The organism is Paenibacillus dauci, from assembly GCF_000971985.1.
GTDB classification, from domain to species: domain Bacteria; phylum Bacillota; class Bacilli; order Paenibacillales; family Paenibacillaceae; genus Saccharibacillus; species Saccharibacillus dauci.
Map to the genome: position 1 here is coordinate 82808 of NZ_LAQQ01000001.1, position 14242 is coordinate 97049.

Annotated in this window: 8 protein-coding genes; 7 read left to right on the top strand and 1 reads right to left on the bottom strand. The window is 45.9% G+C overall.

Going from position 1 to position 14242, the window contains the following annotated elements:
* The first annotated feature begins 115 nt into the window (after nucleotides 1-115).
* The 4 genes from WH46_RS07865 (at nucleotide 116) to WH46_RS07880 (ending at nucleotide 6875) form a co-directional block, all read left to right on the top strand.
* The gene (locus WH46_RS07865; protein ID WP_046226311.1) at nucleotides 116-2332 is read left to right on the top strand and encodes a glycosyltransferase family 39 protein; all 2217 of its coding nucleotides are present in this window, start codon (nucleotides 116-118) and stop codon (nucleotides 2330-2332) included.
* Nucleotides 2333-2611: 279 nt separating this feature from the next.
* A complete protein-coding gene (locus tag WH46_RS07870) occupies nucleotides 2612-3565 on the top strand; it encodes an NAD(P)/FAD-dependent oxidoreductase (RefSeq protein ID WP_046226312.1) in 954 nt (317 codons plus the stop codon).
* A 178-nt stretch (nucleotides 3566-3743) separates the two neighbouring features.
* Nucleotides 3744-5327, top strand: coding sequence for a sensor domain-containing diguanylate cyclase (locus WH46_RS07875; RefSeq protein WP_046226313.1), 1584 nt, complete (start codon nucleotides 3744-3746; stop codon nucleotides 5325-5327).
* Between the two features lie 522 nt (nucleotides 5328-5849).
* Nucleotides 5850-6875 (top strand): GH12 family glycosyl hydrolase domain-containing protein, encoded by a 1026-nt coding sequence (locus tag WH46_RS07880; protein WP_046226314.1) that lies wholly within the window; start codon nucleotides 5850-5852, stop codon nucleotides 6873-6875.
* Between the two features lie 180 nt (nucleotides 6876-7055).
* Here WH46_RS07880 and WH46_RS07885 read toward each other — a convergent pair whose 3' ends face one another.
* The gene (locus tag WH46_RS07885) at nucleotides 7056-8714 is read right to left on the bottom strand and encodes a putative bifunctional diguanylate cyclase/phosphodiesterase (RefSeq protein ID WP_046226315.1); all 1659 of its coding nucleotides are present in this window, start codon (nucleotides 8712-8714) and stop codon (nucleotides 7056-7058) included.
* A gap of 192 nt (nucleotides 8715-8906) precedes the next feature.
* Between WH46_RS07885 and WH46_RS07890 the strand changes: the two genes are divergently transcribed.
* The 3 genes from WH46_RS07890 to WH46_RS07900 all read left to right on the top strand — a co-directional run bounded on the left by WH46_RS07890 (nucleotide 8907) and on the right by WH46_RS07900 (nucleotide 14218).
* Nucleotides 8907-10538: a formate--tetrahydrofolate ligase gene (locus WH46_RS07890; protein ID WP_046226316.1), complete on the top strand. Its 1632-nt coding sequence runs from the start codon at nucleotides 8907-8909 to the stop codon at nucleotides 10536-10538.
* 169 nt (nucleotides 10539-10707) lie between these two features.
* Nucleotides 10708-12378, top strand: a complete 1671-nt coding sequence (locus tag WH46_RS07895; RefSeq protein WP_046226317.1) for a response regulator — start codon at nucleotides 10708-10710, stop codon at nucleotides 12376-12378.
* On the top strand, nucleotides 12368-14218 hold the full coding sequence (locus WH46_RS07900; RefSeq protein ID WP_082208343.1) for a sensor histidine kinase: 1851 nt from the start codon (nucleotides 12368-12370) through the stop codon (nucleotides 14216-14218). Before WH46_RS07895 ends, WH46_RS07900 begins: the two co-directional genes overlap by 11 nt.
* Nucleotides 14219-14242: the final 24 nt, after the last annotated feature.

The following is a 14242-nucleotide window of genomic DNA, read 5'->3' on the forward strand; positions in this document are numbered from 1 at the left end:
TACAAAATACATATACATATTGTTAAATACGATACAAAGGAGTACAGGCATCGGTGAGAGAGAAGGTCAAACCTTGCCGCTGATGCTGTCTGACTAACTTTCGGGAGGAAACCACATGGAATCAAAAACAAATATATTATCTCGCTCAAGGATTGATATCCCGCTTATTCTTATTCTCATCCTTTCCGCGTTTCTGAATATCTGGAATATATGGGACAACGGATCGGCAAATGCCTACTACACAGCAGCTGTAACGAGTATGCTGCAAAGTTTTCACAATTTCTTTTATGCTTCATTTGATCCCGCTGGCTATGTAACGGTCGATAAGCCTCCGGTAGCGTTCTGGATTCAGACGCTGTTCGCTTCCGTACTTGGCGTGCATGGCTGGAGTGTAACATTGCCGGCAGCACTCGCAGGTGTGGGATCCGTTGGACTGATCTATCTGATTGTCAAACCGACATTCGGTCTGGTTGCTGCCCGCCTGGCGGCTCTTATGATGGCAGTAACGCCTGTAGCTGTTGCTGTTCAGCGTTCCAATAACGTCGATGGGCTGCTGGTATTTACCCTTCTGCTGGCAGCCTGGATGCTGCTCAAAGGGATCCGTAACCAGAAGGTCGGCTGGATTCTTGGTGGATTCGCCATGATCGGTGTTGCGTTTAACGAGAAAATGCTGCAGGCCTATATGATTCTGCCAGCGGTTTATATTTTTTATGTACTGGCTTATAAAGTAAACTGGAAGAAAAAATTATCTGTACTCGCCATGGGTACGGTAATCCTGGCAGCTGTATCAGTGTCATGGGCGGTAGTGGTAGACAGTGTGCCCGCAGAGGATCGTCCTTATGTGGGTAGCAGCCAGACCAACTCCGTATTGGAACTGGCATTTGGTTATAACGGCGTCAGCCGTCTGACCGGTGACATGCAGAGTCAGGGAGGTTCTGGTGGAACAACTACCAAGCAAGGTAGTACAGCTGATTCGAATACAGCAAGTACTGAATCGAGTGCCGGTACAGGCAATCAGATGAATCCGGGAGGTATGCCTGGAGGCGGGGATAACGGCAAACGGACAGGGGGTATGTTCAATACAGGAGATCCGGGACCGCTGCGTCTGTTCCAGACTTCTTTGTCCGGCCAAGCGAGTCTGCTGCTGCCCTTTGCAATCATTTCCCTGATTGCGTTGTTTGCAGGACTGCGCAGAAATACATGGCGCAAACAGCAGTACCTGGAGACTGTATTCTGGTTAATGTGGCTGCTACCCGTAGCCGGATTCTTCAGCATCGCCGGATTCTTCCATCAGTATTATCTGATTATGCTGGCACCTCCCGTAGCTATACTCGCTGCATCGGGATTTGTAGCCCAGTGGAGATCATATCGTGAAGGTTCAGGCTGGCAGGCATGGTTATTACCGATTAATGTAGGCGTCACTACTGCGTTTCAATTGTTTGTTATTTATCCTTATAATGAACAGATCGGTTCGGCATGGTTCTATGTCGTAGCGATTGTTGGAGGACTATTAACGTTGGGATTATTGGTAGGCGCCAAAGGCTCAATGCTGCGCGTCGGCAAAACGTATATGGCTTCGGCAGCTATGGCACTGCTGCTGCTGACACCGCTGTACTGGGCTTCCTTCCCATTTATGAATCCGTCCAGCAATATCTCGCTTCCTTATGGCGGTCCGATCACTTCTATGGGCTTCGGTGGAGGCGGTGGAAACAATCGTATGCCTGATGTTGCAGGAGATGATAATATGCCTGGTCAGACACAGCAAACAACCGATTCTTCCAATACAGATAAAACGACTGCTTCCACAACAGATAGCAGCCAGCGTGGCGGCGGTCCTGGTGGAATGGGAGAAAGCGTCAATGAAAAACTGCTCCAGTACGTGACGGAACATAACACAGGAGAAGAGTATCTGTTTGCTACTTCCAATGCGAATTCTGCATCGGCCTATATTATTAAGACCGGCAAAGCAGTAATGGCAATGGGTGGTTATAGCGGCAGCGACCCCATCATGACGGTTGATCGTTTGAAAGAAATGATCAGCAAGGGTCAGGTAAAATATTTCCTGGTTAATGGATTTGGGGGACGTGGCGGTTCCAGTGAAGTCACAGAATGGATTCAACAGCATGGAACCGAAGTACCATCCGAGGATTGGCAAAATACGAGCACTGCCTCTGTATCCACAAGTATAAATCCAACCTACTCTACAGATACCAAAGCCACTTCAGATCGTACAGCCAACGGTATGAATCGTACCAGTGGTATGGGAGGATTTGGTGGTATGATGGGCGGAGGAACACTGTATGAAGTAACTCCGGAAGACGTGGATAACTGATAGTATCGCTGAATTATACAAGTTCCAGCAGCAGTCGATAATTTTATAAGTGTAACCCTCTCTGGATTGTCCTGAACTTTGGGGCATAACGAGAGGGTTTTTGCATTTCATACTGATTATTACGTTTCATCTGAACTGACAGGTTTACATATTTAATTACAGGATGCTTTAATTTCATAAATAAAGTAGCTGTACAGAAATGACTACCGAAATACAGGTATCAAGATCATATAGATAAGTATCCGTAAATAATAGATGTATATCCGAGGAGGATTCGACATGATTGATAGCACGACGTTATATGATTGTATTATTGTGGGCGGTGGCATTGCAGGCTTGCAGGCTGCGCTGCAGCTGGGACGTTATTCGGCACACCGCGTACTGGTAATTGATGCGGGCAAAGGAAGATCGACCTTTTGCCAAAATTACGGGAATATACTTGGTTTTCCGAATGGTGTATCCGGTGAAGAATTGCGCCGGATTGGTCGTGAGCAGGCGGAGCCACTCGGAGTAGAGTTTCACGAGGACCGCATTCTTGAAGCCAAAAAGGAAGGCGATAATTTCCTTTTAAAAGGAGCAGAGGGAGAAAGTTATCGCTCACGTACGCTACTGCTGGCAACGGGTCTGATTGATCGGTTTCCAAGATTGCCCGGTCTGGTCGAGACATTAGGGTACAGCGTCTACGTATGTCCGGATTGTGATGGTTACGAAATTCAGGATCGCAAAACAGTCGTTCTTGGAGCAGGCGAAGCAGGTGCCCAGATGGCACTTATTCTGTCGGATCGTACAGATCAGCTGCTGTATATTAATCATGAGAGCAAACCCTTTAAGCCGGAGACTATGGAGCTTCTGCACGAGCACCAGATTGAATATATGGAATCAGTGGTTAGTCAGGTGCATTATGAAGATACAGGGATTATACGTGGTGTTGAGCTGGAAGATGGTAAAGTCATCGAAACGGAACGGGGATTTATTGCCTTCGGTGGTAACCATGTGAACTCCGAGCTGGCTGAACAGCTGGGCGTGGAGACCCTGCATAATCACCACATCGAGACTCATCCACGATCCAAAATGAGCAATATAGAAAATGTATGGGTAGCCGGAGACTTGGGCGCGCATTCCGAGCAGGCGAATATCGCAATGGGTGAGGGAGCACAGGCAGCGATCTGGATCAATAAAACGTTGATAAAAATGAAACGTGCAGTTGAAGAGAATCCTGTTCATTCCCATTAATGATTGCAAATAAGACATGAATTTCCTATAGTGGAGGCATTTTGGATCCAATATGATAAATTGTAACCTAAACACTTGAAGCAAAAGGGCTGATCGGGCTCTTTTGCTTTCTTTTATGGAAATGATTATGTTACTATGGAAGCGATACACTAATTTATCGTTCAGGTGGGATGAACTATTGAGTTTTTATCCTAGAAAAGGGTTTAAGCTGGTTACCATTGTCAGTTTTATTGTCGTTCTATCCATTGTACTCACAATGATTATTACGATTCATTCCGCATATACAACCAGTAAACAATCCCTGGTAGAGAACTACCTGAATAATAACTACGATCGCGCTTCGGATCTGGCATCTTCGACAGGTGACCTGCTGGATCGGGTTCAGGGCAGCGTTAATGCGATTGCAGAAATCTGGCAGCGTAATCACGGTCTGGACGAGAACCGGATGAGAGATCTGTATGATACGCATCGGGAATACTTTAATTCGCTGAGTATTATTCGTAAAGATTGTATTGTGGAACAGACTGCTCCGGCGACTGGAGATCTGCACAAAGGGGAAAGTGTAAATAACCCTACCAGTCGTGCGGTGATCAGTATGCGTGATTCGGTAATTACCGATCCATTTGTAGGTACAACCGGAAATCTGATGGTACTTGTTACCAGCCCGTTATTCGATGAAAATAATCAGTATTATGGTTATGTGGCAGGCACTATTTATCTTCATCAATCGAATATTTTGCAGTTGATTCTGGAACGTGAATATGAACTGGACGGCTCATATGTATATGCTGTAGATTCCAAAGGGAATATTATTTTCCATCCAGACCGGTCACTGATTGGCAAAAATATAGCTTCCAATGATGCCGTATGGAAAGTCATTGCGGGGCTAAATGGCTCTATGCTGTATAACGATTTGGATCACGTCGCCTATTATGCAGGTTATGCGTATAATATGAAATCCGGGTGGGGGATTATTTCCCAGACTCCGGCATCCATAATAGATGTTCCACTTGGTACGCTGCTGCTGCAAAGTATTCTGCAGTCACTGCCGCTGTTGCTCATTACATTGGCAACCGGCTGGCTCCTTACCTATCTGGTAGTCAAGCCGCTGCAACAATTGGCTTCCTATTCGGATAAAATGGTCAAAGACTGGAATATTGGCGAATTTCCGCCTATTCGTTCAGCGACATACGAGATCAAGACACTGCGTAACAGTCTTCGTTTTACGAGCAGGCAGCTGCAAAAGTATATTGCCAAATTGCAAAATGAGACAGCGCTGGATGCTCTTACCGGACTGGCTAACCGTAGAAACTTTGATTCGACGCTGGATACATGGTGTATGGGTGAAGAACCTTTTGCCATGATTATGCTGGATATTGATCATTTCAAACAGGTGAATGATACGTACGGTCATCTGACCGGTGACCGGGTTATGCAGTTTCTGGCCTCGATGATGCGAAATGTATCACGTGAAGGAGATCTTTGTTTCCGTTATGGCGGCGAAGAGTTTGGTATTCTACTGCGTGGATGTAATATTACTCGTGCTTATGTAGTGGCTGAACGCCTGCGACAGCTCGCTTCCAGTACAATTAGCCCCTCAGGAGAGATCGTTACGGTTTCGATTGGAATTGTAGCCTGTCCGGATCAGGGAACTACCCCAGTAGAACTGATATCCAAGGCTGATCAGGCGCTCTATGTTTCCAAACGGGAAGGGCGTAATCGGTCGACCATATATGCGGATGAACTATTGTCTACATCATAAAGCTTTTCTTCCCGATGGCAGGGTAGAAAAGCTTTTTTTATGGTCATATAACTTGATACACAGCATATGCGTCCTTGTCACCATATCTATACACAATACAAATAAAAATATAATCTGTATCATTAACCTGTTAGAAACGAATGAAACAAAGCAAAATTGACAAAAAACAGAAATTTACAATAATTGGACATTTAATAATTAAATGGTATAAAACGAGTTAAAGTAATGAAAGGGTTGGGTAAGATATGTAGAGGAGTGAGCGGTATCACGCGGATTATCAGAATGATGGAAACATCAGCCTGCATATTCGGATAAAAGGTATATTTTCAGATCTTACATAAGTCAGCCGAGAGTTCGGCAGCTGAAAATATATTCGAGCATACCATCGTATAACGCTAATATGAACAACGTATTCATATACTGTGCTGATTAATAACACAGTTATGAATATTAGCGCCTCTCTGCGTCGGTTATATCGCTTCATTCCCACAAATAAAACACATCTATTGGAGGGACTACTTTATGAAAAAGAAATCAACTCTTAAAAAACCGATCTGTGTACTGGCTACTTTGACGCTGACTGCTTCGATTCTGATTCCTGCCACTGCAATGGCAGAAGAAAATAATACACCGAATAGCAGCTTTCCCCTGAGTAACAGTAGTTATTTGGCAAATACCGGTTGGACCGGCAGCGGTAATGATTCGGTTGCAACTTCAGCAGAGGATGCAGTGGCATCGAATCAATCCATTTTCTATGATAATGAGACCTCTTACGGGTATAACTGGGCTTATTCGGATGATATGAAGGGTATACAATCTTCACCAGGAATTAGTTTCGGCTGGAACTGGACAAATGGATACCAGGGTGCGGGTAACTTCCCGGTAGAGATATTCCGAGATAACGATCGCCGTAATCAAACTTCCAATCATCGCACGCAAATGAAAAATATTGATACTGCAGTGAGCTATTCTACAGAAGGAACGACTGGAGATTATGCGACAGGATATACGATGTTTGTTCATAATACACAATGGGCCGGCTCGGATACCACACCATCATATCTGATCAAAGTAGTGACTGATACTTCAGCTAATGGGATGGCAAGTTCCAATGGAGCTTCTACCGATGCATCAGATACAACCAATCGGGATCAGCCGAATGTAGGGGATAGCGCTATGAATTCCAGTACGGCTGCATCCAGCAACAGTGCCGGGACTGGCAGCTGGGGAGAATGGATGGATACGGTACAACTGGACGGAGCAACATGGAATATTTATCGCAGCAATATGAATAATATGGCTACTAACGGTATGGTCGTCTCCAGTAATATATTTGGTACCAATCGTGAGGGCAGTGTATATACTTTTGTGAGAACAGAAAATACGGACATGGCTTCACTCAATTTGTCTGACTTTGTAAGAGATCTGCTCGGACGCAACGAGCTTCCAACATCCGGTTATTATGTTAGTGGTGTGAAGTTTGGTACGGATGTCATGAGTGGCAGCGGCAAGTTGACTATCTCCAACTGGAATATCAGCGCTCAATAAAGAACCATTTCATCTTAAATATATACCTTGTTACAGCACAAAAAGGCTTCTCCATTACCGGCGGGGAAGCCTTTTGTGGTAGAAAAATAGATATAACAGCAGCTATTCCGAATTATAAAACAGAAGCCGCAGACAATAGTAATGTAACGATCAATACAACCAAGATAATAGCAGTATCTTCTAGCTCAGATCTGTCGGCGCATAAGGGAAGCTGGATAAGGATGGCAACTGTCCGGCAGCTACCGGATAACTGAACCAATAGCCTTGGAATTCCGTATATCCCAGTTTCAGCAGATGTTGGCATTGTTTCTGATCTTCAATACCTTCAGCTACTACATTCAGATCGAGCGCTTCCGCCATAGTGATTAGCGCTTTGAGTACAGGTGGATTCATCTGGGTGACAAACGAACGGTCAATCTTTATGGTATCAATAGGCAGTCGTGTCAGCATACTGAGTGAAGAATAGCCCGTTCCAAAATCATCGAGTGAAATAGTATAACCCTGTTCACGCAGCTTAACGAGGGAGGATTGTTCTTCCACCGTATTGCTGGTTGCTACGCTTTCGGTAATTTCCAGATCAATATAACGTGCAGAGATACCTTCTTCCTGTACAATCTGGTTCAGCCGCTCGATAAAGTCCGGCTCATCCAGTTGGATTCTGGAAATATTAACAGCTACACGAATCGAATGTCCGTATTTTTGCTGTAGCTGCGGCAGATCGCGGCAAGCCTGACGGATTACCCATTCCCCGATCGGAATGATGAGCCGGGTTTCTTCGGCTACCGGTATAAATTCTGCCGGTGACACAATCTGTGAATTATTTTTGTTCCAGCGCAGCAGGGCTTCTACGGTAATAACTTTCTGCTGTTTGACACTGTAAATAGGTTGATATACCAGCTGAAGCTCATCCTTTTCCAGACAGTTGTTCAATTCAAGTTCCAGATCAAACCGGATAATCTGTTCATACCGAAGAGAGGTATCAAAGATATGATAACGGCTGCGACCAAGGCTTTTGGCATGATGAAGTGCAATATCAACATGCCGGAGTGCTGTCGATAAGCCAATCTCGGAAGATACACGGGATACCCCGAGACTGGCTGTGATTCTAACCTGCCGGCCTTTGAGCAGGAACAGTTCGTCCATGATCCGAAGTACACGTTCAGCAATCTGTTCGGGATCTACAGTCGGATTCTTACTGATAATGAGGAACTCGTCTCCACCCATACGGAAAATAATTTCTTCCGGACCGAATACATTTTTGATCCGTTCGGTAACCTCGATGAGCAGGGTATCTCCATTGTCGTGTCCAAGCATATCATTGATATTTTTGAAATTATCAATATCCATAAGATACAGTATGCCTTCATCCAGTATATATTCATTCAGAAAACGCCGGTTAAACAGCTGGGTCAGCTCGTCATGGTAAGCATAATAACGCAACTGCTCCTGGTATTGATTGCGCTCTGTATAATCACGGGTGATACAGATCAGATGGGTAATGATCTGGTCCTCGTTGCGAACAGGAGAAATAATACTCTCGCCACTTAACATGCCATTTGGCAAAAGGTAGCCATCTTCAAACCGCATGCTTTCTCCATGAGCCAATACACGGTTGTATTTATTATGCAGATACTGAGCCATTTCCATCTGCTCTGCATAGACTTCAAAGAAACTTTTGCCAATATCCTGTGAAGTAACTCCACTGAATCGCGAAGCAGCCTCGTTCAGAAAACTATATACGAAACGACCCGGTTCCACACGCATGACGTAAATGAGATCTTCAGTCGCATCCATGGCAATAGCAAGGAGCGGAGGTATTTCTTGATTATCATTACGCACGCATTTCCACTCCTTCAATCATACTCTCATTCCTATTTTTAAAATTATCCCTACTATATAATATAGTCCGGTTTTATGTATACATAATCTTAACAGAAAATTGCGTTCTTTGCTGATAAGCTTGCAGCTGCAAACACCTTCTCTGAACATGGTATGATAATAAACATATTCCATTGTAGGAGGTACATAAAAATGAAACCCATTATAGACGTAGCTATCAAAGCGGGAATTCCTGAATCCGCTGTAGAAATGTATGGAAAATACAAAGCCAAGCTCGATCCCGAAACAATCAATCAGCTGGTAAACAGGCCGGATGGCAAGCTGGTTCTTGTTACAGCAATGAACCCAACACCGGCAGGTGAAGGGAAGACACTGACGACCATTGGATTGTCCCAGTCGCTGAATGCCATAGGAGTACACGCCATAGCAGCATTGAGAGAGCCGTCGCTTGGTCCGTGTTTTGGTATGAAGGGAGGGGCAACCGGTAGCGGACAGGCACAGATTGTACCTGCGGACGAGATTAATCTGCATTTTACCGGTGATATCCATGCTATTACATCAGCACATAATCTGCTGGCAGCGATGATCGATAATCATCTGTATTACGGAAATGAGCTGAATATTCATCCCAAAAAGATTGTCTGGAAACGTGCAGCCGATATGAATGACCGGAGTCTGCGCAGCATTGTAACCGGGATGGGTCCCGGCAATGGAGAAGTAAGAGAAAGCGGCTATCTGATCACTTCGGCTTCGGAGGTTATGGCGGTGCTTTGTCTCAGTGAGAATCTGGAGGATCTAAAGGACCGACTGAGCCGGATAGTTATCGGTTATACCCGTACCGGACAATCGGTTACAGCTGCAGATTTGAATGCAGTGGAAGCAATGGCGGTATTACTGCGCGATGCGATCAAGCCAAATCTGGTACAAACGCTCGAAGGCACGCCAGTCATTATCCACGGTGGTCCATTTGCCAATATCGCACATGGATGCAGCAGTGTAATCGGCACCCGTATGGCGCTTCGGCTGGGCGATATTGCAGTAACAGAAGCAGGATTCGGAGCAGAGCTGGGTGCGGAGAAGTTCATGGATATCAAATGTCGTCAGACCGGATTGCAACCGGATGCGGCTGTACTCGTCGTCACTATAAAAGCATTGAAATATAACGGTGGAGTACGTGTTCAGGATCTGGATCATGAGAACAGCGAAGCTCTCCAGCAGGGGATGGCGAATATGCGACGTCATCTGGATAATCTGCGGAAATATGGCGTCCCCGTACTGGTAGCCATTAATCATTTTGCGGGAGATCATAAAGAAGAGATCGCCCTGGTTATGGAAGAATGCAGAAGACTGGGTGTGGCGGCAGAGTTATCAAGCGTCTGGGCCGAAGGAAGTGCAGGTGGAAAGGCACTGGCTAGTAGACTGGTCGATCTACTGGCAACGGAGCCTTCCCATTATCAACCCTTGTATCCGGACACAATGCCCCTAACTGCCAAAATCGAGTATATTATCACGAGTATCTATGGTGGAGAAGGTGCAGCCTATTCACCTTCAGCCGAACGTACATTAAATGAACTAGAAGAAAGTGGATTTGGTCATTTGCCTGTCTGCATGGCCAAAACGCCTTATTCGTTTAGTGATCAGCCCGAACAGCTGGGTGCCCCCAAAGGATTTACAGTTCATATTAACAGGGTTGCTTTGTCTGCCGGAGCCGGATTTATTGTAGTGGAGACCGGCAATACTATGACGATGCCTGGCTTGCCCAGAGTCCCGGCTGCTGAACGTATGAAGCTGAACTCGGACGGACACATTGAAGGTCTGATTTAATATTCTGATAAGTCAAAGCAGAGATAGATATTCTTTGACAGCAGTAAATATAATCATTTCAAGACGAGAAGAAGAAAAGCAATCCTCGCTTGTTTATCGTTAATATATATGATATTAATTAATAATAATATGAGTTATATTTACTGCTGCTGGGAAGGAGGGAATCATAATGACAGAATCTCAATTGCAGGTGTTGGTAGTGGACGATGAGCCTCGTCAGCGGCGCGGAGTAGCTGCCCTCATACGCCAGCTTCGTCCGGATTATAAAGTGCATGAAGCCAGCAATGGACAGGAAGCCCTGGAGATCAGTCTTGCTTATCCTATTGATCTGGCGCTGACCGATATTCAGATGCCGGTAATGAATGGGATGGACTATATCCGTCAGGTTCGCAGCAGCCGGCCTGATCTGCGTATTGTACTGATTACCGTATATGACGAGTTTCAATATGTACAGCAGGCTATCCGGCTCAGTGTCATGGACTATATGATCAAACCGGTAACTTCAGAGCAGCTGCTGCCCTTGTTGGAGAGTACCGAGCGGGACCAACAGCAACGGCAGATACAGTTGGAGCAGCAGCAGTCCCTATCCCGTCAGCTCGCCAAACTGGAACCTGTATATCAGGAGCATTTGTTGCATCGCTGGTTGACTGGTACATTGAATCATGAAGAACAGCAGGAATGTCAGCATTATTTCCAACAGGATACACAGATCAGTATCTGGTTAATGCGCCGAATAGACGCTTCCCGGTCAGAAGAGTCGATCTGGAAATTGCAGCTGCGGCAGCATATTCATGCAGCTGTCGCTGAACATGTGAAACTGTATTGTACAGGCATGGATGATTCCGATGATCCACTCATCATCATTGTAGAATGGCCCCAGGACTGGCAGGAGCATAACAGACAGGAATGTCGCAACCGGGTCATGGATATGCTTCAATATTGGAAATCAGTGAGTAGTATGGATGTTCATACTGGAGAAAGTGTGTTGTTTCATGCAGCTGACAACGCTGCTGCTATTCATTCCGCCTATCGATCGGCAGAAGTTGTACTGGAGAGACATTTTTACGATTCATCTGACAGTTGGCTCATTGCTGCATCCGGTGAACTGGATATTCACCCTGCGCAGCTGACATCGTTCGGGTATCCATCGACTGCCCTTATTGAAAGCGCTATCCACAAAAGGGATCAGGTCGTTGTGCAGCAGGAATTGGATAATCTGCTGGACCAGCTGTCCGCAGATCGTCCTTCGGTACCTCTGCTTAAGTATCATTTGCTGCAAATCATCATGCCGTGTATCCAGCAGGCTTCAGCTGGTCTGGAACAGGGTATACGGGATCTTTATTTGCAGCGGCTGGAGACAGTAATCCGAGAGGCAGCCTGGCTTGTCGATCTGCGTACCCATCTGCTTGGGCTGCTAAGCGAATGGATAGAGCAGCTCGATACCTGCCGAATGAGCAAAAGTGATCAGGCGATGCTCGAATGCCGGGATTATCTGGAGCAGCATTACCATGAAGATCTTAGCCTGGATGAGGTGGCTGGGCGATTTTATTATAATCCATCCTATTTCAGTTTGTTGTTCAAATCGCATTTTGGTACTTCGTTTACCGATTATATCCAGCGCCTGCGGATGCAGCATGCCCGTACGCTGCTGCTGGAGACCAATGAACGTATTGCCGAGATTGGTCAGCGAGCCGGGTACCGGGATATCAAGTACTTTGCCAAAGTATTCAAAAAAACATTTCTGTATACTCCGGAAGAATACAGACGCCAGTTCAGACGCTCTGTTACAACGGTAGAGTCTGTAGCAGGGGGAGGAGTGAGCCGCTCCGGTGTCGATTAATCCAGCCCGCTGGTTCAAGGATATGAGCTTCAAAAAGAAACTGCTGCTGTCTCATCTGCTGCTGGCCAGCCTGATCATTTTGAGCCTTGGCTTCATTTACAATCATATCGCCTACAAGGATCGGATGGATAATATACGCTATAGCACCAGCAATATACTGCACACCAATAACCAGCTGCTGGATGACCGTTTATCGGCAATCGAATCCAGTATGAGTATGCTTCCGCTGGATTATGATTTGCTGCGAGCTGTGAATGCTGTAGATCCTGAAAGCGCTTCTTCACTGGTGAAGACAGACCGGATGATTACGCCAATTTTATTCAAGTACTTCAGCAATCATGAGGAGGTCTATTCCTCTTATGTAATGACGCCTGAATACAGTTATGGCAGCAATGCACTGATGTACGTTACGCCGGTAAACTTCTATCAGTCCATACTGGCACAGTCAGCAGAAAAGGGACAAGGCGGTGAAGTATGGATTCCGACCTATTCCTACACCAGCATGTACAAGCAGGAAGAACTGCGTGAGGTTCCGCTGGAATATGAATCGTTAATCTCTGTGGTCAAACAGCTGAATATGACAGCGGCGGATGAGTACGGCAATATCCATCGGCTGCTGGAAGATCGTGAACCGCCTGTGCTGCTTATTAATATCCGTCCCGAATCGCTCGCCCGGGTATTGAATGAATATGTACAGCACAATGACTACAATCAGCTGGCCTATGGAATGGTAAATAAAGCCGGCGTGCCTGTGCTTCGTCTGGAGAAAGGCAAATTTGCCGAGACCCGGGTATCCGAGCTGCCCGCAGCCATAGGCGAGCAGGAACAGGGAATGCTTATTCAGCATACGAATGGACAGGACACGATGGTCTTTTATGAGAAAATGAAAACAACAGGCTGGATCTCGTATATCGAGATTCCGATTCCGGCTGCGGTGAACAGCCTGCAGACACTGCGCTTGACTACCGGACTGTTCCTGCTATTTATGGCTCTGGTCTCTGTTGTACTCGCTTATCTGCTGTCCAGCTATATCACACGTCCACTGACACGGATCAAGCAGGGAATCCGGCAGGTAGAAAAAGGGCAATTTGATATTCGTATTCATTCGGACAGCCAGGATGAATTCGGTCAACTCACCGAGATGTTCAATGAAATGAACCGTCGGATTGAGCAGTTGATTGAAGAAAATTACGGTTCCCGGCTAAGGGCCAGAGAGTCAGAGATTATGGCACTGAATCTGCAGCTGAATCCGCATTTTCTGTACAATACACTCAGTACGATGTACTGGATTGCGATCGAACATGGACAGCATGAGCTGGCACGGATGATGATCAGTCTGACGGAGATGCTACAGATTACTACCCGCAATAAGCAGGAGTTATGGAAGCTGGAGACCGATCTGAGCTGGCTGGACAAGTATATGTACATTATGCAGAACCGGTTTGAAGGAAAGTTTACAGTGGATATGGATATAGAACAGGAACTGCTGGATACGGAAGTACCCAAGCTGTTTTTGCAGCCTTTTATCGAGAATGCCATTATTCATGGTTTTGGCGAAATCGAATCGGGAGGCACTATTCATATTCGCGGCTGGCTGGAGGGAGAGGAACGTCTTTTTGCCGTGGAAGACAATGGCAAAGGGATTCCGGATACGCTGATGGATCATATTCACACCGGTAATATTCGTTCCACTGGTATCGTTAATGTGGATCGCCGCATGAAGCTGCTGTATGGCAGTGAATACGGAATTCATATGCAGCGAAGAGAATCGGGAGGTACACTTGTACTGATTCGATTACCTTGCCAACACTCTCCCAATGAAAATACCCCAATCCAATAATAATCGAGTTGTAGCTGATGTAAG

Coding starts and splice junctions, on each gene's coding strand:
- WH46_RS07865 (WP_046226311.1), top strand. CDS start 116: ATGGAATCAAAAACAAATATATTATCTCGCTCAAGGATTGATATCCCG.
- WH46_RS07870 (WP_046226312.1), top strand. CDS start 2,612: ATGATTGATAGCACGACGTTATATGATTGTATTATTGTGGGCGGTGGC.
- WH46_RS07880 (WP_046226314.1), top strand. CDS start 5,850: ATGAAAAAGAAATCAACTCTTAAAAAACCGATCTGTGTACTGGCTACT.
- WH46_RS07890 (WP_046226316.1), top strand. CDS start 8,907: ATGAAACCCATTATAGACGTAGCTATCAAAGCGGGAATTCCTGAATCC.
- WH46_RS07895 (WP_046226317.1), top strand. CDS start 10,708: ATGACAGAATCTCAATTGCAGGTGTTGGTAGTGGACGATGAGCCTCGT.